This is a genomic window from Sphingomonas sp. TDK1 (genome assembly GCF_001650735.1).
In the GTDB taxonomy this organism is placed as follows: domain Bacteria; phylum Pseudomonadota; class Alphaproteobacteria; order Sphingomonadales; family Sphingomonadaceae; genus Sphingomonas.
In genome coordinates, this window is record NZ_LXVY01000003.1 from 31,553 (window position 1) to 52,362 (window position 20,810).

General features: G+C 65.6%; 15 protein-coding genes and 1 tRNA gene. 9 read left to right on the forward strand and 7 right to left on the reverse strand.

All coding sequences use genetic code 11. The features are described from left to right. Positions 1-53: 53 nt before the first annotated feature. Positions 54-377 (reverse strand): hypothetical protein, encoded by a 324-nt coding sequence (locus A7X12_RS02295; RefSeq protein WP_064310042.1) that lies wholly within the window; start codon positions 375-377, stop codon positions 54-56. Between the two features lie 97 nt (positions 378-474). Here A7X12_RS02295 and A7X12_RS02300 point away from each other — a divergent pair, with 97 nt between their 5' ends. The 5 genes from A7X12_RS02300 to A7X12_RS02320 all read left to right on the forward strand — a co-directional run bounded on the left by A7X12_RS02300 (position 475) and on the right by A7X12_RS02320 (position 3,425). Next, positions 475-1,038 (forward strand): TspO/MBR family protein, encoded by a 564-nt coding sequence (locus A7X12_RS02300; protein ID WP_064310043.1) that lies wholly within the window; start codon positions 475-477, stop codon positions 1,036-1,038. Positions 1,039-1,053: 15 nt separating this feature from the next. Beyond that, positions 1,054-1,314, forward strand: coding sequence for an accessory factor UbiK family protein (locus A7X12_RS02305; RefSeq protein ID WP_064310044.1), 261 nt, complete (start codon positions 1,054-1,056; stop codon positions 1,312-1,314). A 112-nt stretch (positions 1,315-1,426) separates the two neighbouring features. Then, positions 1,427-1,936, forward strand: coding sequence for a YbjN domain-containing protein (locus tag A7X12_RS02310; RefSeq protein WP_064310045.1), 510 nt, complete (start codon positions 1,427-1,429; stop codon positions 1,934-1,936). Position 1,937: 1 nt separating this feature from the next. Then, positions 1,938-2,741, forward strand: coding sequence for a pyrroline-5-carboxylate reductase (gene proC / locus A7X12_RS02315; protein WP_064310046.1), 804 nt, complete (start codon positions 1,938-1,940; stop codon positions 2,739-2,741). 72 nt (positions 2,742-2,813) lie between these two features. Further along, positions 2,814-3,425, forward strand: coding sequence for a hemerythrin domain-containing protein (locus tag A7X12_RS02320; protein ID WP_064310047.1), 612 nt, complete (start codon positions 2,814-2,816; stop codon positions 3,423-3,425). Positions 3,426-3,446: 21 nt separating this feature from the next. Here A7X12_RS02320 and A7X12_RS02325 read toward each other — a convergent pair whose 3' ends face one another. Further along, positions 3,447-3,932, reverse strand: a complete 486-nt coding sequence (locus A7X12_RS02325; protein WP_064310048.1) for a MarR family transcriptional regulator — start codon at positions 3,930-3,932, stop codon at positions 3,447-3,449. Positions 3,933-4,001: 69 nt separating this feature from the next. On the opposite strand from A7X12_RS02325, the gene A7X12_RS02330 reads away from it, so the two are divergent. The 3 genes from A7X12_RS02330 (at position 4,002) to A7X12_RS02340 (ending at position 8,695) form a co-directional block, all read left to right on the forward strand. Further along, positions 4,002-5,099 (forward strand): branched-chain amino acid aminotransferase, encoded by a 1,098-nt coding sequence (locus A7X12_RS02330; RefSeq protein WP_064310049.1) that lies wholly within the window; start codon positions 4,002-4,004, stop codon positions 5,097-5,099. Between the two features lie 23 nt (positions 5,100-5,122). Further along, positions 5,123-5,197 (forward strand) — tRNA-Gln (locus tag A7X12_RS02335). 510 nt (positions 5,198-5,707) lie between these two features. Then, positions 5,708-8,695 carry a TonB-dependent receptor domain-containing protein gene (locus A7X12_RS02340; protein WP_232318282.1) on the forward strand — a complete coding sequence of 996 codons (2,988 nt, stop codon included), beginning with the start codon at positions 5,708-5,710 and terminating at the stop codon, positions 8,693-8,695. 67 nt (positions 8,696-8,762) lie between these two features. Here the strand turns inward: A7X12_RS02340 and A7X12_RS02345 are convergent, their stop codons facing one another. From A7X12_RS02345 to A7X12_RS02355, 3 genes are all read right to left on the reverse strand, one after another. Then, the gene (locus tag A7X12_RS02345) at positions 8,763-10,334 is read right to left on the reverse strand and encodes a family 43 glycosylhydrolase (protein WP_064310051.1); all 1,572 of its coding nucleotides are present in this window, start codon (positions 10,332-10,334) and stop codon (positions 8,763-8,765) included. A gap of 158 nt (positions 10,335-10,492) precedes the next feature. After that, the gene (locus A7X12_RS02350; RefSeq protein ID WP_064310052.1) at positions 10,493-13,237 is read right to left on the reverse strand and encodes a DUF5695 domain-containing protein; all 2,745 of its coding nucleotides are present in this window, start codon (positions 13,235-13,237) and stop codon (positions 10,493-10,495) included. 8 nt (positions 13,238-13,245) lie between these two features. After that, on the reverse strand, positions 13,246-15,576 hold the full coding sequence (locus A7X12_RS02355; protein ID WP_064310249.1) for a S9 family peptidase: 2,331 nt from the start codon (positions 15,574-15,576) through the stop codon (positions 13,246-13,248). Positions 15,577-16,132: 556 nt separating this feature from the next. On the opposite strand from A7X12_RS02355, the gene A7X12_RS02360 reads away from it, so the two are divergent. Continuing rightward, positions 16,133-17,146 (forward strand): serine hydrolase domain-containing protein, encoded by a 1,014-nt coding sequence (locus A7X12_RS02360; RefSeq protein WP_232318284.1) that lies wholly within the window; start codon positions 16,133-16,135, stop codon positions 17,144-17,146. A gap of 223 nt (positions 17,147-17,369) precedes the next feature. Here the strand turns inward: A7X12_RS02360 and A7X12_RS02365 are convergent, their stop codons facing one another. Both A7X12_RS02365 and A7X12_RS02370 read right to left on the reverse strand, forming a co-directional pair. Then, the gene (locus A7X12_RS02365) at positions 17,370-18,353 is read right to left on the reverse strand and encodes a DUF6607 family protein (protein WP_064310053.1); all 984 of its coding nucleotides are present in this window, start codon (positions 18,351-18,353) and stop codon (positions 17,370-17,372) included. A gap of 17 nt (positions 18,354-18,370) precedes the next feature. After that, positions 18,371-20,572 carry a TonB-dependent hemoglobin/transferrin/lactoferrin family receptor gene (locus A7X12_RS02370; RefSeq protein WP_084444980.1) on the reverse strand — a complete coding sequence of 734 codons (2,202 nt, stop codon included), beginning with the start codon at positions 20,570-20,572 and terminating at the stop codon, positions 18,371-18,373. Between the last annotated feature and the right edge of the window lie 238 nt (positions 20,573-20,810).

Genomic DNA, 20,810 nt, shown 5'->3' on the forward strand with positions numbered 1-20,810 from the left:
ATCTGGCGGGATGTGGATGCGCCCTGGAGCGGCTGCGTTAGGGTGGGAAGCCGTCATTTAATTGTCCATCCGACATAGCAGTCTTCGCCGATCAACCCGACAAGCTCTTGACCATCTTTTCCTTTGAAGCTGACCTTTGCCGCATAACCGGCGCGGTCCCCGGCCAATATTGCGGTGTCGGACGCAAAGTTTTCCTGCCTGGAGCGAAAAGCGCGGCTAAGCATCCCGCGCTTCTGCTCTCTCGCAAGCTCTACCGCCTTCTCTTTAGAAATGGATTTGCATTCGGTGGAAGAGGCCGCTGCGCAGCCTGCGAGGCCGAGTGCGGCCGACAGGGTCAGGAACGCCTTCTTTATGCAGCGCCACGCCGATGTCCGCAACCGGGCGGGAGCCGCCGATGGTAGGTCCGGCCCCTTGCATGCCCTGCGCGATCGCTTAGGCGTACGGAAACAACGGATCGCAGAGGGGAAACGGCACGTGAACGCACTGGCATCGAAGGCGCAACTGCGCCGCAGCTTCTGGCGGCGTGCGCTGGTGACGGTGCCGCTGGTGGTGCTGCTCGGCTTCGGATCGGCGATGGTCGCGCCCGCCGGCGACCAGAACCCGTGGTTCACCGCGCTCGCCAAGCCGGCGATCCAGCCGCCGAACATCGCCTTTCCGGTCGTCTGGACGATCCTCTACGTGCTGATGGGGCTGGCGCTCGCGCTGGTGCTGAGCGCGCGCGGCGCACGCGGGCGGACCGCGGCGGTCGTGCTGTTCGTCCTCCAGCTTGGCGTCAATCTTGCCTGGTCGCCGATCTTCTTCCGCTTCCACATGCTCGACCTCGCGCTGATCGTGATCGTGGCGCTGGCGGTGCTGGTGGCGATGACGATGGTCGCCTTCTGGCGGGTCCGCAGCCTCGCCGGGCTGATGCTGCTGCCCTATCTGGCCTGGGTGTGCTTCGCGAGCGTGCTGTTTTCGCAGGTCCGCGATCTGAATCCCGGTGCAGAAAAGATTGCGTCGGCGGCGCCGAACGCCCACATCGGCCTCCACACGCTTTGACTGGGATTCTTTGACATGCAGACCGACAACCGCCTGTTCGACGATCTGGTGAAGATGGTGAACGGCGCCGCCGGCACCTTCGCCGGGGTGGCCCGCGAAGCCGAGGCCGGCGCCCGCGAGCGCGCCCGCGAATGGATCGGCGGCCTCGATTTCGTCAGCCGCGACGAGTTCGAAGCCGTAAAGGCGATGGCCGCCGCCGCGCGCGACGAGGCCGATGCGCTGAAGGCGCGCCTCGATGCGCTCGAGGCGAAGCTCAACCCGCAAGGGAATGCGTGACGCTGGCTAGGCTTTCCTTGTCCACAGCTTTCGGCGGCGGGGCGCAGGCGCAAGCTTGTGCCCCGTCCGCGTGCTTGGCACTAGCGGGCATGGCTACACGACCGAGGGCGACATGGGCATGCTAGACGAAGCGGAATTCGACCGCGACGCCGCGGCACCCATCGACATGCTCGAGACCTATTTCGCCGCGCATGGCTGGACCCATGAGCGCGAGGACGACGAGATCGTCGCCAAGGTGAAGGGCAGCTGGACCCAGTACGAACTCCGCGCGATCTGGCGCGAGGACGACGGCGTACTGCAGTTCATGGGCTTCCCCGACGTGCGCGTCCCCGAGGAGCGGCGTGGGCTGGTCTACGAGACGATCGGGCTGGTCAACGAACAGCTGTGGATCGGCCATTTCGAGCTCTGGTCCTCGACCGGCATCCTGCTGTTCCGCCACGCCGCGCTGATCGACGGCGATGAGGGCGCGTCGCTGACGCTCGCCCAGGCCGAACTGCTGGTGGAAAGCGCGATCGACGAGTGCGAGCGCTTCTACCCCGTCTTCCAGTTCGTCCTGTGGGGCGGCAAAACGCCGACCGAGGCGATCGCCGCGGCGCTGATCGAGACCCAGGGCGAGGCCTGACATGGCGCTGCTGTCGCGGATCTGGCTGGTCGGTGCCGGCAACATGGGCGGGGCGATGCTCCGCCGCTGGGCAGGGGCGGGGATCGCCCCCGCCGCGATCACCGTCATCGACCCGGGCAGCCCCGTGGTGCCCGAAGGCGTGCGGCATCTGACCGCGCCGCCCGAGGGCGAGAGGCCGACCGCGCTGGTGCTCGCGGTGAAGCCGCAGCAGCTCCACACTGTCGCGCCGGTACTGGCGCCCTTCGTTGCGGGCGTGCCGCTGCTGGTGTCGATCCTCGCGGGCGTGGAAGTTGCGACGCTGGCGGACGCGCTGGGGGCGCAGACCGTGGTGCGCGCGATGCCGAACCTGCCGGTGGCGATCGGCAAGGGCGTCGTCGGCCTCACCACACCGAGCGACGATGCCGAGGCCCGTGCCGCGGCCGAAACGCTGATGCAGCCGCTCGGACTGGTCGAATGGGTGCCGAGCGAGACGATGCTCGATGCGCTGACCGCGCTCGCCGGCTGTGGTCCCGGCTTCGTCTTTCGCTTCGTCGATGCGCTTGCCGAGGCGGGTGCGGCGCTGGGCCTACCGGCCGACCAGGCGCAGCGACTGGCGCTCGCCACCGTCGAAGGATCCGGGTTGATGGCCGCTGCTGCGAGCGAAAGCCCGGCGGTGCTGGCCGATCGCGTCGCCAGCCCCGGCGGTTCGACCCGCGAAGGGCTCAACGTGCTCGACCGCGATGGTGCACTGAAGGTGTTGCTTCGCGAGACACTTGCCGCATCCGCGCGCCGTAATGCCGAGATGGCCGCCGAAGCGCGCAAATAGCGCGCCAGTCGACGGAACGCGCACTACTCCCAGCGGTTAAGTCTCCGATCTCATGTATCGACGGAGGCTACCATGGCTACGACGACCGAACCGAAGCGGACTGCGAAGACCAGCGCCAAGGATACGAGCAAGACCGGCAGCGGCACCAGCCTGGGCGTAATCGCCGGCGCAGCCGCCGGCGGTGCGGCGCTGGGCCTGCTCGCGATGCTCGGCCGCAAGGCGGCGGTGCAGGCGCCGAGCGCGCTCGCCGGGAATTGGGACGACGCGCTCAAGGCCGAGCACAAGGCGGTGCTCAAGGTGTTCGACACGCTCGAAGCGACCGACGACAAGGCGACGATCCGCCGCAACATGCTCCTCGCGCATATCAAGCATGCGCTGGTGAAGCATGCGATCGAGGAAGAGAATGTCATCTATCCGGCGCTCCGCGAAGCGGGCAAGACCGAGCAGGCCGACGAACTCAACGCCGAGCATGGCTATGTGAAGCAGTTCCTCTACGAGCTGGAGAACATGCCGAGCACCTCGCCCAAGTGGCTGGAGAAGGTGAAGGAATTCCGCGCCGCGCTGGAAAAGCACATCCGCGAGGAAGAGGACACGCTGTTCCCCGAGCTCCGCGCCCAGCTGAGCGAGGAAAAGAACAAGGCGCTCACCCACGCGATGAACAAGGAAGGCTTCAAGCTCGCCTGATCGGCCTTGGCGCCGGGGCGCTCAGCGCCCCAGCGTCGCCACCCGGCCGCGCTCGTCCTCGGGCATCAGCCCTTCGAGCACGGCCCAGAATCCTCCGACAGCTCCCTGGCCGGCGCTCGAATAGGCGCCGGCCATTTTTTCGCGCAGCGCCTCGAACAGTTCCGATTCGAGCCTGGCACCCGCGTCGGTGAGCCGCAGCAGCCGCTGCCGGCGGTCGCGCGTGCCCGCGCGCGTTTCCACCAAGCCCCGCTCCGCCAGCTCTCCCAGCACCCGACCCAGCGACTGCTTGGTGATCGCCAGCAGCGAGAGCAGTTCGCTCACCGTCAGGTCGGGCTTGCGGGCGATGAAATAGAGCGCGCGATGGTGCGCCCGGCCCAGCCCCTGGCGCGCCAGCCCGTCGTCGATCGAGCGGGTGAGGTGCGAATAGCCGAAATAGAGCAGCTCGATGCCGCGCCGGATTTCGGGTTCGCGGAGAAAGAGGGGAGAGGCAGGAATTGGGGCAGCCATGTTGACCGTTTCTGCCACCGCGCCTAGTCCTGCGCAACCCGAGGCTCTGGGGACGAGAAAGACCGAGTGATGGAAGACGCGACGATCCTGGATTTCGAATTCGAAGCCCACACCAACCCGCGCACCGGCGACGAGCGCGCGACGATCCTCGCGAACCCCGGCTTCGGCAAGGTATTCACCGATCACATGGCGGTGATCCGCTATTCGGCAGACAAGGGCTGGCACGATGCGCGCATCCAGCCCTATGCGCCGCTCCAGATCGACCCAGCCTGCGCGGTCCTCCATTATGCGCAGGAGATTTTCGAGGGGCTCAAGGCCTATCGCCTGCCCGATGGCGGTGCTGGACTGTTCCGCCCGCAGGAAAATGCCCGCCGCTTCCGCGAGTCGGCCGAGCGCATGGCGATGACGCCGCTGCCCGAGGCACTGTTCCTCGCCTCGATCCGCGCGCTGGTGAAGGCCGATCGCGACTGGATCCCGGAGGGCGAGGGCGCCTCGCTCTATCTGCGCCCCTTCATGTTTGCGAGCGAGACGTTCCTGGGGGTGAAGCCCGCCAGCGAATATCTCTACCTTGTCATCGCCTCGCCCGCGGGTGCGTATTTCAAGGGCGGCGCGCCGTCGGTGAAGCTGTGGGTGTCCGATCACTATACTCGCGCGGCGCCGGGCGGCACGGGTGCTGCCAAGTGCGGCGGCAACTATGCCGCCAGCCTGGTCGCCCAGGCCGAGGCGATCCGGCAGGGCTGCGACCAGGTGGTGTTCCTCGATGCGGTGGAAAACCGCTATGTCGAGGAACTGGGCGGCATGAACGTGTTCTTCGTGTTCGACGACGGCACCATTTCCACCCCGCCGCTCTCGGGCACGATCCTGCCGGGCATCACCCGCGAATCGCTGATAACGCTGGCGCGCGGCGCGGGCGTCGAGGTGCGCGAGGAGCGCTATTCGATCGACCAGTGGCGCGAGGACGCGACGAGCGGCCGCCTGCGCGAAGCCTTTGCCTGCGGCACCGCCGCGGTGGTGACGCCGATCGGCGCGGTGCGTGGCAATGGCTTCGAGTTCCAGATCGGCAATGGCGGCCCCGGCCTGCTGACCGAGCGTCTTCGCGAACAGCTGGTGGGAATTCAGCGTGGGGTGGCGCCGGATGCGCACGGATGGCTTGAACGTCTGTTCTGAGGCTCTATAAGCCCGCTTCCCGTTGGGGCGTCGCCAAGTGGTAAGGCAACGGTTTTTGGTACCGTCATTCGGAGGTTCGAATCCTCCCGCCCCAGCCAGATTTCCTTTAAAGTCACCCCACGCCTTAGCCCGCGAACCGCGAACCAGTCGGTCGTGCGCGAAGGGCTGTGCGTTCGCCGTGGCTGGGCTGCCATGGAAGTGGCGATGCGGGATGGCGCATCGGTCAGGCTCGAGCGATGGCCTGCGGTCATCGCAGGTTCGCGCCAGATTCAGTTGAAGCCTTCCTTCGCCATGCCCAGCGCGATGACCATGTCGACCGAGTCGCTGTGGCGCCGTGCCTTTTGGGCTTCTCAATGAGACTCCGGGATCGGCCAATGCTCGATCGTGAAGCGCGGATTTTCGTTCTCGAGCCACTCTGTCGGCCGTTCGGCACGCAATCACAGCACCGCAGGCGCAAGAATTGGCAGGCAGCGACATCGCGTGCAGCACTGCCCACACTGAATATCGTATAATATATTTGCGTATGGATCCAAGCTGCGGTAGCCTCCCCGGACGATAAAAACGAACCGGGGGGTAAGTTGATGAAATATCGCGCCAAGCAGTTGAGCGTGGGTGTGTCTTTGATCGCGATGTCGCTGACCGGGGCAGCATCGGCGCAGGTCAGCACGGCGAGCTTGAGTGGCCCTCAGCAGGATTCAAGTTCCGTCCCCGTCACGGCCGACACGGCAGACGCGGAAAAGACCCAGCGGGACAGCGACGACATCATCGTGACGGGCACACGCATCGTTCGCCCGAACATGACGAGCAACGCCCCGATCACCACCATTGATGCCGCGTATCTGAAGGAGCGGGGCCTCGCGCGTGTCGAGGACGCGCTGGCGCAATTGCCGCAGGTCACGCCGATGCTGGGGTTGCAGGGTGCCAGCTGGACTTCGGGCGCTGCACCCGTCGGCCTGCGCCGGCTGGGCGCCGGACGGACGCTTACCCTGCTCAACGGGCAGCGCATGGACAATGACGTCAACATCGTCCCCGGCGCGCTGATCGAGCGGATCGACATCATGACCGGCGGCGCCTCCGCCGTCTATGGTTCGGATGCGATCGCCGGCGTTGTCAATTTCATCATCAAGCGCAAATTCAACGGGATTGCGTTCGATGGCGAGGTCAGCGGATTCAACCATAACAACAACAGCAAGCTGCTGGCCGGGGTCGCCCGGAATGCGGGCTATTCGTTTCCTAATGGCTATTATCTTGGCGGCGGGAACTACTTCGCGTCGCTGGCGGCGGGCAAGTCGTTCCTCGGCGACCATGTCAACATCAGCGGCTTCGCGACGTACAAGAAGGCCGACCCGATCCAGTACCGGGACCTGGACACCACCAATTGCCCGCTGCTGATGTTCGATCCCACCAATCCGAGTGCGGGCAACACGAAGTGGACGTGTGACGGCACCACCTACAACCCGTACAACTATTTTACCGTGAACGGTCAGGACATGACCAACGCGAAGGACGGCTCGCGCAGCTTCCGCCCGTACGACACGGCCGACGAAAAGCGCATCCAGCGGGTCGACTCGGTGCAGCGACGCAGCGAGACGGTGAATGCCGGCGGCTTCGTCACCGCGGACCTGCCCTTCGGCATGCGACTGGGCGGCAGCTTCCTGTGGAGCCACATCGTCGAAAATGGCCGCAACTCGGTCGATGGCGGCCTGTGGACGCCCTCGGCGCCGGTCAACTGCGACAATCCGTTCCTCGGCCAGCAGCAGGCGCAGATGATATGCGGCCCGGCAGCGGGCACCGCGGCGCTCAGTGATCCGATCAGCCTGTCGTTGTTCCGGCCGGGCATGTTCCAGAACTTCCGCAACACCACCACCGACTGGCGCGGCGCGCTGACGCTGTCGGGCAAGATCGTCGACAAGGTCCGGTTCGAGCTGGGCTATCAGCAGACGCGCAATATCCAGCAGGGCTCGGCCGACCACCTGTGGTATGACGATCTTCCCGATCGTATGGCGCGCGGGTTGCAGGTGCGCAACGTCAACGGCACCCCGACCTGCCTGTCGAAGATCGACGGCACCGATCCCAACTGCCAGCCGATCGACGCCTTCTCGTCGAACACGTCGATCAGCGACGCGGTGTATAATTGGGTGACGTCGGCGGGTAGCCGCCGGCAGCAGAACGACCTCCGGGTGCTCAACGGCGTCGTTTCCGGCACGCTGGAGGATTATGGCCTGAAGAGCCCGTTCGCCACCAGCGGCATCGGGTTCGCGGTCACCGGCGAGTATCGAAAATATCGGAACCAGTCGCAGGGCTATGGTGTCTGGTCGAACTTTACCACCTTCGACGGAAGCACCAGCGTCCGCGAGCTGGGCGGCGAAATCGACATTCCGCTGATCGAGAACAAGCCGTTCTTCAAGGAGCTCACCGTCAACGGCGGCTACCGGATTTCCGATTACGACGTGTACAGCAGCCTGATCCACAGCTGGAAGGCAGAGGCGAGCTGGGCCCCGGTCGACGGCCTGCGCTTCCGCGGCAGCTACAACCGCGCGGTGCGCGTCGGCGTGCTGGAGCGGCTGGAGGGCGAAAACCGCTATTCGAACTCGCCGATGCTCGACCTGTGCGCACCGCCGCGCGCCTCTGCGAGCGGCAACGGCCCGAAGCGCTACACGTTCGAGCAATGCTCGATCGGCATGACGCGGGCGCAATATGATGCGCTGAGCAGCTACACCGGCTGCGATTCCAACGGCTTCTGCCCGACGACGCTGGTCAATGGCGGCAATTCGAGCCTGCAGCCGGAACGCTCGCGCAGCATCACCGTGGGTACGGTGATTCAGCCAAGCTTCTTCCCAGGCTTCACCGCCACGGTAGACTGGTATGACATCATGATCCGCGGCGCGTTCGAATGGACCCGCATCGGCATGGCGTTCAGCCAATGCTATGATAACAAGGTCCAGTTCTTCTGCCAGTTCTACAAGCGTGATCCCCAGTCGGGCGTGCTGCTGGTGGCCGACGCCCGCTACAATAATTCCGGCTACACTGCTACGCGCGGCATCGACTTCTCGACCAACTATGCGCTCGATCCGAAGCGGCTGGGGATTGGCGATCATCTTGGTACATTCAACCTGAACCTCAACGGCACGCTGACGACGAAGTATGAGCGGCAGTTCGCGCCCGGCAACACCCCCTGGTCGTGCCTCGGCTATTTCGGCTTCGCGTGCGGCGATCCGATGCCGCGCTGGCGTCATGTCGCGGCCGTGCAGTGGCAGCTGCCGTGGATCAAGGGCGGGGTAGGCCTTACCTGGCGCTACACCGGGCCGACCCGCATCTCGAAATTGTCGAGCAACACCGTGCTGGCCGCGGCACCGGGGCAGACCTATCCGCTGGCCAGCCATATCCCCGGCTACAGCTATTTCGATTTCAACTCGAATGTCACGCTGGTGAAGGGGATCGACCTGCGGTTCAACGTCCAGAATCTGTTCGACAAGCACCCGCCCCTGATCGGCAACGACCCATCCTACATTATCGGGCAGTATTTCAACACCTTCCCCGCCTATTACGACGTGCGGGGACGGACCTTGCGGGTGGGCATATCGGCCCGTTTCTGAGGTTGCGGGCTGCCCGGCGTCCCGGCGCCGGGCAGCCCGTCATTTTCGGCGTGGCGACGTGCGACCGTCATCGCCCGTCGCAGGGCGGTACGACACCCGTCGGCCGCGACGGACGCGGTACGGGCTTGACCGCCAGCGCTTCCCATTCCTGCACGCCCACGCCCGAATAGGTGCCCCCGCCACCCGATGCATCGAACACTGCACGCAGGCAGCGCGTCGTGACCGGTGCGAAGCGCAGCTCTGCGAAATGGTCGGCGCGGGGGGCGGCGCCACCGGCCGCGCGAACCGGTTTCCAGCCGTTGCGCCAAAATTCGAGATGCCAGCGCGCCGGCGGGGCGATTCCCTCGCTCGCGCCGGCGGGATGATCGGCAAAGAAGCGGATGCGGCTGGCGTTGAGCGTCACCGGCGCCGCCCAGCGATATTCGATCCAGGCGCGCGCGGGATTGGCGCGGCTCCAGTTGGCCCACATGTCCGGCGGCAGCGGCGCCTCGCGGATGAGGCCGTCGTTGAGCGCGGCGATCCAGTACTGCACCGGCACCGGTTCGTTCGACGCCGCGGCGACCGCGCCGGGCGCCACGTTGCGACTGGGTGGCGGCGGCGGGGCGGGCCTGCGCGTCGGCGTCACCGGGCGGATCGCGGCGGGGGACACCGTGTCGTCCCACGCCAGCAGGTCCAGCGCGACGGAGCGCCGGAAGTGCCCGCCCCCGGCGGCATCGGCGGTGTGATAGGCAAGATACCAGCGTCCCTTGAACGCAACGGCGCCTGCATGCGAGGTCGTCGAGGAGACCGGCCGCAGGATCACGCCCCGATAGGTCCAGGGTCCGAGCGGCGAGGGCGCCGACGCATAGGCCTGGCAGGCATGATAGATTGCCGGGGTGCACGGGCTGTTCGGCCCTGCATTGTTGGCGGCATAGAGAAGATAATAGGTGCCGTTGCGCTTCATCAGCCAGGGCGCCTCGAAAAAGCCGGTGGCGCCTGCGATCGGTTGTTCCTGCCCCTTGATCGTCACCATGTCGGGCGCAAGCTCGACGGCGCGAAGCCTGCCGAACGTACCCCAATAGAGGAAAACCCTGCCATCATCGTCGATGAACACGGTGGGATCGATGTTCTGGATATCGTTGGCGATGGGTACAGCCTGCGACACGATCGGGCCCGCAGGATGCGCATCCCGCCACGGCCCGGTCGGGCGATCGGCCACTGCCACGCCGATGGCGAACCGGTCCCGCGTGCCGGGGGCGGCGGTCTTCTCGTTCTGCAGAACGGCGGCATAGAAATAGAAGCGCCCGTCGCGGGCCTTGACGATCTGGCCGGCATAGGCGCGTCCCGGCTCTGCCCAGGCGAACATGGTTTCGGGACGCGCGATTGCCGGGGTGTGCCGCCATTCGCCCGTCGCGGGATCGTTGGTGGCGAGTAACTGCCACTCGTTCATGATGAAATCATTGATCCCAGCGGGCGCTTCGTCGCGCCCGGCGAGGATCCACAATGTGTCTCCATCGACGAACGGCGCGGGATCCGTGCTGTAATAGCGTCCGTCGGCAAGAATGGGATTGCCCGCACCTTGCACGGTCGGCGCGTCGGCTTGGGCCTGTGCAAGCACGGGCGCGGGGAGCAGGGCGATCAGAGGCAGTAGGGCGCGCATGATGGCTCTTTCGGTAAAGGCGCCCGCAGTGCCATTCCCAGGATGTGACTGCGTGGCGGATGGTTCTTGCGGCCGCGCGGCACGATGCGCCGAGGCGGGGGATCAGCCACGCAGCTGGCGGCGCAGATCGGTGCGGGCACCTTCGATGTGCGCGCGGGCTAAGGCCGTGAGGGCAACAAGCGCACCGTTAGCGGGCTGGCAGCGAGCGATAGGGTCGCGCCGCCGCGTTCGGGCGTGCCGTCCTCGACCTGATAGCTCCGCCCGGGGGTGGTTTTCTCCAGCCGGATCAGCGCGCGCGGGGTCATGGCGGTGCGCGGATCCAGCGTGAGCGTCACCACGCCGGTCGCCGGGGCATAGCGTGCGGCGGCGATCTTGCCCGCTTCCAGCGTAATCCATAGCCCCGCCGGTGCAACGAACAGCCGGCTGCGCGCACCGTCCTTAGGCGAGATCGTCACGGCATCGGCGGCCATCCGCACATTGCCGCCATAGCCGAGCCAGCCGAACACCGGGTCCTTCACCAGATAGGTGGCGGCGCCATAGGCATGGGCGAAATAGCCGGAGCCATAGTCGCCGCTATACGGATCCCATTCCATCCGGTCCGGCCAGCTGTGGAACGCCGCCGATCCGAACCCGTCGCGATCGATATTGGTGATGCCGCCCATCAGCCCGCCATAGGCGACGCGCAACAGATGCAGGTCGGTGGGGTTCGCGCGGAACGCCTCGAACAGCGGCAGCGCATTGTTGGTCGAGCCGTAATGGTGGATCTGGCGCTCGATGCGCGGATATTTGCCGCCATAGAGGAAGTCCCAATAGCGCCGGGCATTGCCGTTATAGCCCCAGTGCGGGATCAACGGATCATAGCCGAGGATCACTTCCACCGTCTCCGCCGCCTGTTTCGGATGGTCGAAATAGCGCATCCAGGCATAGACTTCGGGCTGACCGGTCGAATCCCACGCCATCTCGCTGCCGAACGGATAGGCGAGCCCCGCCCAGTGATCCGCCCGCGACTTCATCAGCGCCTCGATTTGCGCCGCGCCGTCGGCGATCCCCTCGCGCTTCAGATCGTCGAGAATATCGACGAAGACTTCGCCCTCCATTTGCCCGAACTGGGTGTAATAGGGTGCATCGCGCATCATCGCGACGATCGTCATCCGGGCATGGTCGAGATACCAGCGCCAGTCGTGATGGGTGACGAGCCCGGGGTGGTTGCGCGCCAGCCGGTACAGCGTCCAATAGCCGAGCGCGACATGCGGGTAGTTGAACGAACGGCCGAGATCGCCCGCATCCTTCTTCGACCAGCTTGTCCAGGTCTTCCAGTTCGCCGCCGGGTCGTAATAGCTCGGGAAGGCGGCGGGATCGTAGTAGAACAGGCTCTTCTTCACGGCGCCGATATGCTCGCCGCCGGCCTCCTGGAGCTTGCCGAAGATCGTCTTGTCGACCAGCGTCTCGAGTCGATCGATCTCGGCCGGATCGGGATTGTCGAGCTGCTTCATGATCGCCGCGATCCAGCCGCCGGCGCCGCCCTCGTCGCTCATCCCTGCGATCCACACGCGCGGTTCCTGGGTGAGGATCTTGTCCGCTTCACGATCATAGCTGAGAATCGCGGGCGAACGACCGAACGGGTCCTTGGGATCGTCGAACCATTGCTTCGTCGTGGTGAAGCGGCCGAGATCGGCCATGGTCTTTTCGAGCGGCTTGGTGACGAAATAGCTGACCGTCTGCGCGGTCCCGTCCGCATAGGTGATGGTGACGCGGGCTCGGCCCCAGCCAAGGCCCCGCACCGTGTAGCGCCGCCAGCCATTCACCGTCCCGGCCGCCGTCAGGGTCATCGCCCCGGCGGGGGAGACGTCCACCTTCGCGACGGGCTTCGTATAGTGGAGGAAGAGCGACGCTTCGAGATCGTTCGGCACGACATAGCCGGGCACGCCGAGCGCGACCGGCCGCCCTTGCGCGATCAGCGTTGCTTGAATGCCGCGGATCGACGGTGCCTGCACCAGCCGCACGCCGATCTCGCGTGCCTCGCCCGGCGCGAGGGTGAAGCTGCTGGCGGGGTTCCATTGCTCGCCGGCCTTGCGCCATTCCTGGTCGACAAATCCCCTGGAGGCGACCGTCCAGTCGTAAAAGCCTTCCGAGACTTGGCTGCGCTCGCTCTTGTCGGTGAAGATCGCGCCGGGCTCGCGCGGGTTCTTGAGCGGGGCGTAGTTCTCCAATGGCGTCTTGCCGTCGGGCAGCACCAGCAGCGCCGGGCCCTTGCCGCTCAGCCGCGTGACCTGGAGATAGCCGGCATCGCGGCCGATATAGGGATCGACGAAGCTCGCTTGGGCGTGGGCGGTTTCCAATGTGCGGTCGCGGATGATGTTGTCGAACACCATCGGCAGGCCCAGCCCGCCGATCTCCACCGGGGTGTGGGAGGTGTTGACCAGCCGGAAGCGCAGCACCGGCACGCCGGCCGCGGCGATCCAGCGCCGCTCGACGCGCAGCGGCATGCCTTCGCCCATGCTGGCGCTAATGTCGGCCGCCGCCAGCACGCCGGGGGCGGCGGGCAAGGAGCGGATCGGCCTTCGCGCGCGGGCCGAGGCAAAGTCGCGCCAATCACCGCCGGCAGTCCGCAGGCGAAGGTTGATATCGCCGATATGATTATAGCCGTCGCCCTGCCGTTCCGCTTCACGGGCCCCCGGAACGAAGTCGAACGCTGGCTCGGCGGCGGGCGACAGGCGGGCGAGCGTTCCGGTGTCGCTGCGCAGCTCGAGCAGGAAGCCGCCGACGCGCAGCGCTGTCGTGCGGATCGGGGGATAGACCGGTTTCGGCGCTTGCTGTTCCTGTGCGGACAACGGGGCGGAGAACGGCAGGCTGCTGACGCCCGCAAGCGCGGCGGCGGCGAGGATCAGGCGGGCGGAGCGCATCGGGGACCTCATTGTTCAGGGCGCAGCAGCGGGCGTTGTTCGCGCCAGGCGGGCGCGTCGAAACCGATATCGGCGGGCGGCGCCTCGCCGATCAGGTTGCGGACGAAATAATCGCGGAACTTGCGCCAGAAATAGGGCTGGTAGACCGAATGGGTGGTGTTCGGCAGCACCACCATGTCGACGTCTCGCCCCGCCCAGATCAGTGCCGTGGCGAGCTGGAAGCTCTCGGTGATCGGGACATTGTCGTCGATGTCGCCATGGATCAGCAGCAGCTTGGCGCCGAGATTGGGCGCCGCGACCATGTTCGAGTTCCGCGCCCAGTCGTTGGGGCTTGCGGCGCCCATCGTCACTTCGGGCCACCAGGCCTTGTCCAGCCGCAGGTCGTGATTGCCCGACGAGGCTATGCCGACCTTGAAGAAGCCGGGCCGCCGGATCGTGAAGCGCGCGGCATCATATCCGCCGGCGGATCCGCCGAAGACGCCGACGCGGGAAAGGTCGAGCTGCGGGTAGCGTTCGGCCATCTGGCGGATCAGCGCAATATGGTCGTCCAGCCCCACCTCGCCCAAATTCTGATAGGCGGGCATGCGAAACGCGCGACCGCGCCGCGAAGTGCCGCGGCCATCGATCATCACCACGATCGCGCCAAGCTGCGAAACGCTGGAGCCCGGCGCCCCCACCGCGGCCGTCCAGCTTACCGGCACCTGCGTGGTGGTGGGGCCGGTATAGACATTGTCGATCACCGGATAGCGGCGGTTCGCATCGAACTGCGCGGGGCGATAGATCATGCCGTAGATCGGCGTCTTGCCGTCGGCCGCTACGCCCTGGAACGGCTCCGGCATCCGATATCCGCCGGCGAGCAGCGCACTGGGGTCTGCCCGGCCCAGTTCGGCCAGGACATGGCCATCCACCGCGCTGCGCACGACCGTGCGGGTCGGCTGGGCGGGCGTCGACATTGCGTCGAGGAAGGTCTTGCCGTCCGGCGCGACGAGAACATCGTGGTTCACCGGCTCGGGCGTGAGCAGCAGCGGCTGCGCGCCGCGCGTGCTCACCCGGTAGAGCGCAGTGTAGTAGGGATTGCGATCCTGCTCCCGGCCTACGCCGCGCACCAGAATCGCGCCCGCGGCCGCATCGACATGGTCGACGCCGATAACCTCCCATTCGCCGCGGGTCAGCGGGATGCCGCCCGCCGGTGCATCGGGACGGACGAGATAGAGCTGCGCCCAGCCGCTGCGTTCGGAGACGACGAGCTCGCCGCCCAAATCGGGTGCGGGCATCAGGAAGCTCGAGACGACCGAAACATTCGGCGCCAGCGCCTCACGCGCGACCACCGTCGCGGCGCCGGTCTCCGGATCGGCGTGATACACGACGAGTTGCGTGTAGCCGCGTTCGGTCCATTGCGCGCGAACCTTGCCGTTCACCCAATTCATGTCCGGATCGGCCGGGTAGAGCAGCGATTCGCTCGGGATGTCGAGTTTCACCAGCCGCGCCTTGCGCCGGCGCAGCGCGTCCTCGACATCGACCACGTAGCGGGTCGCCTGGGGCAGCTTCTCCGCACCGGCGAGCGGATAGATGTAGCGGAAGGTTCGCGGGTAGAGGCTGCCGGGCGGAGTCGCCTGCACGATGCCGAGCCGCACCACGTCGCGCGTATCGAGGCGCCAGGTAACGATCCGCTTGCTGTCGGGCGACCAGCGGATCGAGACCGGCATCCTGGGATCCTCGGTCCCCTGCGCCAGGATGTCGGCGAGCTCGGGAATGCCACGGCCATAGGGCTGGTCGCGCGTGCCGTCGGTGGTCAGCGCGACTTCGCGGCCGCTGGCAGTATCGACGGCATAGAGATTGTTGTCGCGCGCGACGATTCCGAAGCGCCCGTCCGGTGACCGCGATTCCTGGGGGTCCGCGCCGGGGGTCAGTGTTCCGTCGGCGCGCCACACCCAGTCGCGATGTCCGGCGCTGAACCGCAGCGTACCGGTCGCGCGATCGAACGCGGCATCGTCGATCTGGAGCGCATCGGGCTTGAGCGGCTGACCGGTCGCCCTGGCGATCGCGGCGGCGATCGCTGCTTCGCTACCGATGGGGCGCGTGCTCGCAGTGGCGATATCGAAATAGGCGATCGTCCGCGCACCCGAAGGGCCATGCCGATAGACGATGCCGGCGCTGTCGGTGGTAAAGGCCGCACGCAGGCTGCGATCGACGATCAGCTTGCTCAGCCCGTCGCCAAGATAGCGGTCGGCGAGTGCATAGCGTGCTTCGATCGTCTGTGGCGCCGGCTGAGCGAGTGCCGACAGGGGGGCTGCCAACAGCAACGCCAGTCCAAGCCGCCGCCGTTGCGATCTACGCATATGCCCCATCCTGATAGCCCCCATCCCGGCGGTGTTTAGACCATGCTGCTTGCCCAGGGTCAATGGCATATTATACGGTATATTATCGTTATGCAGGCTCCTCGGCGGGTTTGCCCGATGCGCCGCTCCTGCATCCTTGCGGCTTTGCGGGCGATCCACTCGGTCGCTTGGCCGTACCAAGCCGGACCGCCCCGGTCGCTGTTCGCGAGCGAGGATGATGCTCGTCGGGGACATGGGACTGACTGTCTTGCTTGGCGATCCGAGGGGTTTGCTAATGCATCTGGTGAGCGAAGGTTGACTTGCCCTTGCGGCGATTTGCCCGGGCCAGTCAGATTTAGAATGGATCATTCTTCGGGCTTCGCCTGCCAATTTCCCGCTCGTTGCGGGACGTTTCTGTGAGAGAGCGCAACGGGCTAAAAGGGCGATGCGGTCGGCAAAAATCGATGTTGATGCCGAACGTAAACTTGGCTAGCTGTATTATATGAGTATATCACTTGGCGCATCGCTGAAGCGAATGGTCTTCGGCGCAATGATAGTCCTTCCGGCGTTGGTTTCCATGGCAGACGCAAAACCGCGTGCGGTACTTCCGGACATGACCGCGACGCTGCGTGATCACCATGTGAAGAGTATGTCGGTCGCCCTGATCCGCAACGGGCGGATCGTCGCGACGGGCGCTTGGGGCATGGCAGGACCGCGCAGGGCGGCGACGGTCGACACACCCTATAATCTGGCTTCGCTGACGAAGCCGCTGACGGCGGAAATTGTCCTGCGACTGGTGTCGGCAGGCAAATTGTCGCTCGATGAACCGATGGATCGCTATTGGAGCGACCCTGATCTGACGAACGATCCTCGGCGGATGAAGCTGACGGTCCGCATGGCGCTCAGTCACCGTACCGGTCTGCCGAACTGGCGCGACAAGACTGGCCTGGCTTTCGATCATGACCCTGGCACCACCACAGGCTATTCCGGGGAAGGCTATCAATATGCCGCGCGGTATGCCGAGCATCGCACCGGGCAGTCGTTTGAAGCGCTTGCCGCGCGCTGGCTTTTCGCTCCGTCGAACATGCGCGCATCGGGCTATGTGTCAGCGCAAGGCGCCACGATCCCCGTCGCCTTGCCCTATGATGCCGCCGGGAAGCCGCTGCCCGCCGAGCCGGTGATGCACTACAATGCCGCGGACCTGGCCCATGCGACGGCTCGAGATTACGCCAAATTCCTCATCGAGGTCCAAGCGGACAAGGGCTTGGCGTCTTCGATCGCGGCAGAGCGCAGCCGGCTGCAGGCGGATCTAACGCCCGATACATGCGCTGGCCCGAAAGGAAGCACGTGCCCTGCCTGGACTGGCTTTGGGCTGGGCTGGCAGCTGCTGGGCTTTCCCGGCGGGACAACGATGCTCCACACCGGCAAGGATGCCGGTTCCTTCACATTCGCCGCCATCGATCGCACAACCGGAGACGGGATCGTCATCCTGACCAACAGCGACAACGGATGGCGGATTATCCTACCGATCCTCGAGCGCACTGGCAGCGATTCCAAGCTGATAGCCTTCCTCCGAGGCCAGATGAACTGACAGGCTGGTGAACATGATGACCTCGTGCTTTCTTGCCGTAGCGCTGATCGCGACCCGCTCCGCCTGTCGATCCGCTGACGACGAAGATCGGTGTGCTCGATGCCACGGTGTCCGAGGCGTATAATCGCTGTGATCTAGAGACTTGCTCCGGCTCCTTCGATCCTAGGGTCACCTATTCGCGTGCGGGCCGGTGGCCTTCGAACTCCCCGGCCCGCGCGCTGGATCAGGCAGCCTTGGTCGCCTGATCCATGAGCTTCTTCGCCAGCGCGATCGCGTCGGCTTCCTCGGTCTTCCCGGTCCGTAGGTCGTCGGCAATTTCCAGCAGTCGGCTCGCGATCACGGTGCCCGCCTGCGCCGCCTCGGTGATGCGGATACCGTTCTTTGCGTTGGCGATGCGATTCCATTCCGCACGGATCGCCGCCCAATACCCCTTGGTCGCCGTCCAATAGGCGTCCGCCGCCGCTACGTCGTAGCCGTCGAATCGGGTGTAGCTATTCAGCACATATTCCTGGACGACCGGAGCGAGCTTGCCGTCGATCACGCCCATTTTGGTGTTGTCCTGCCAATGGATCCAGCCGGTCGGCGTCGGCTGGTGGCGGTTGATGCCAAGATAGCGGTCATAGATGGGGCCGCGCACCGCGTCGCGCCGGGCGAGCGGACGCCAGGTCCAGCCGGAACGCCATCGCCGTACGCCGCCTTCGGTTGTCCACTGGCCCCAGCTGCCATAGCGCGGGCTGTCGTCGACCTGGTACACGGTCTGCGACCAGCGGCCGCGGCGCATCGCCTCGGGCACCGCTTCCCATGTCCACGTGTTCGGGCCGGCATAGACGAGTATACGCGCGGGCTCATAGTCCCAGTCTTGGCGCCAGTGCTTGATCACTATGGGCTTGCCCCCCTGTTCCGCCACCAGCAGGTGCTGGAGGACGACATGGCGGCCGGTGTCCTCGATCACCCGCACCACCTCGTTGCCGCCGGAGATCGAGCGGTCGATTGGGGTGTAGTCGGCGCGCCACGATGTCGATTCCTGCATGTCGAAGCGGACCTTGAAGGTGCCCGCCATGGCGAGGATGTCGCGCCGATCGGCCTCGAACGACGCCTGCTCCTCGGCGGCGCTGCGTGGGCGGACCGGGCCGTCGGCCGCCGCGGGCCGTGCCGGCAGCAGCGTGGCGAGGACGAGGGCCAGCAGGCCGATGTGTCGAAACTTCATGATGTGCCCTCCGATGGTCAGAAGCGGTAGCTGATCGAGACGCTGCCGTTGCGTCCCGGCTGGGTGTAGGCGTCGGTGATGGTCGAGCTGGCGGCGAGGCCGCGCACGTCGTTCCACCAGGCATATTTCGTGTCGAACAGATTGAAGATGCCCGCGCGCAGGGTGAGCCCCGGGATCAACTGCACGAAGGCGGTGGCATCGACGATGGTGAAGGCATCGGGCCGGTAGCAGGCGGCGGCGCATACGCCGGTGGTGGCGCTCGCTTCCTTCCGGATGCTGTGCGTCACGATCAGCTGACCGCCGAAGCTTCCGTCCGGGGCGCGGTAGCCGAGCCCGCCGACCATCTTCGCCGGATCGACAGTCGCCAGTGACGCCTGGGCGCCGTTGCGGATCACATCGCCATCGGCATAGGCAAAGGCAAAGTTGGCGGTGAATCCGCGACCAAATCGCGCGTCAACACGCCCTTCGATCCCGTTCACCCGCGCCTTGTCGAGATTGATGAACTGGTACACCGCGGGGTTGGCAGGGGTGAACGCGCCGCCAACCACTTCCTGCGAAATGAAGTTGTCGTAGTCGGCATGAAAGCCGGTCAACTGCACGCGCACGCCGCCGCCGCCGAAGCGGATGCCGCCTTCGACGCTGCGGCTTGTCTCGGGCTTAAGATTTGGGTTGGGCTCGGAGCGATAGCCAAAGGCGAGGTTCTGGAAAAACTGGTTCACTTGGGAGGGCTCGGGCGCCTTGAAGCCCTGTGCATAGTTGGCGAACAGGCTCACGTCGGGGCTCAGCGACCAGGTCGCGCCGATCTTGGGCGAGACGCGCGAACCGCTCTGGCGCGCCGAGTTGAACGTCGGCAGCGCTGCATCCTTCTTGGGGTCTAGCGAATAATGGTCGAAGCGCAGCGCCGGGAACAGCGTCACCGGCCCGACGCTGATCTCGTCTGACACAAACAGGCCCGCCAATGTGAAATCGGTGATCGGGAAGGCACGGGTGGGATAGGTCTCACCCGCCGGTGGTACGGTGCCGTCGCGGATGCCTTCCTGCCGGGTACGGCTTGCGTCCGCCCCGACGATCAGTCGGTGGCGGAGCGCGCCTGTCCCATAGTCCAAAACAATCTCGCCCGATCCACCGAACACGCGATTGTCGAAGGTGTTCAGCCGGGTACGATCGGCAAGCACGGTACGGTCCTCGGCGGAGAACTGACGGTCCTTGGCCTGCTGCCAGTAGAGGCTGAGGCGGGCGCGCTGGATCTTGCCTTGGCCGTCCCAGATCCAGTCGAACGCGGCGCGCTTGCGCTTCGTGTTGTCGTTGGCGGTGGTACCGGCGACACTGGCGCTGACGCTGGTCAGCACGTTGCTGTCGAGACGATTGTCTAGATATTCTCCGGTCAGCCGCAGCTTGTGACCGGCGCCGGGCTCGTAGACGATCCGGCCCAGCAACGCGTTCGAATCGCCATCCTGCGGGTTGGCCTTGGTGCGCGCAGCCCCGCTGCCACCGACGCGGCCCTTGTTCTTCAGCTCGGCGAAGTCGCGGCGGGTATAAGCGACCATCGCCGACCACGCACCGGACTTGCCCGCCAAAATGCCGGTCTCGGTCCAATCCTGGTCAGACGACTGGTAACCCGCGCGCACGAGCCCCCCCACGGACTTGTCGCCTGCCAAGAAGTCGCCCGGATCGGCGGTGGTGAAACTGATCGCGCCAGCAAGGCCATCGCTGCCGTAAAGCGCCGATGCCGGACCGCGCAGGATCTCCACCGACTTTACCAAGCCGAGATCGACATAGTCGCCGCGCCCCACGCTCTGCGCGCCGAAGGTGAAGCCGTCGGGCACACGCACGCCGTCCACCTGGATCAGAACGCGATTGCCGCCGATGCCGCGAACGACAAAACCCTCATTCCCTGCGCGGCCGGTAGTGCCCGATGCCGCACCGAAACGTGCTGGTTGACGCGGCACGCTCACGCCGGGTTCGAAGCGAACCAGATCCTTGACGTCGCTGACAAGCTGGTCGGCCATCTTCTCGTCGGTGACGACTGTGACGTTCGCCGGCACCTTCTGCGTATCGGTGGCAAGGCGCGTTGCGGTGACCGTGATCGTGGACGGATCGAGCTTACCGTCTACCTCCGCCGCGACGGTGGTCTGACGCGCTTGAGCGAAGGCAGGCGCGGAAGCCACATAGGCAAAAAGGCTCGCCGCCCCGGTCAGGCGGACGATTGCATGATTCACGAAAACTCCCCTTGTTTGATAATGCTACTGATTCGCAGTAGATATAGCTTGATTATATGGATCGTCAAACATCGCCGAAACGGTCGTTCGGTCAGCTTGAGGCCTGGATCCGGCTGGGATTGGGAATACGGCAGTGAAGCCCGCAGGAAGTTTGTGGCACGACCGAGCCTCACCGGCGTTGGTGGTAGATCTCGTTTCGGTCGAAGGACGCCGGGCGCGCGGATGGTACAAACGGCTC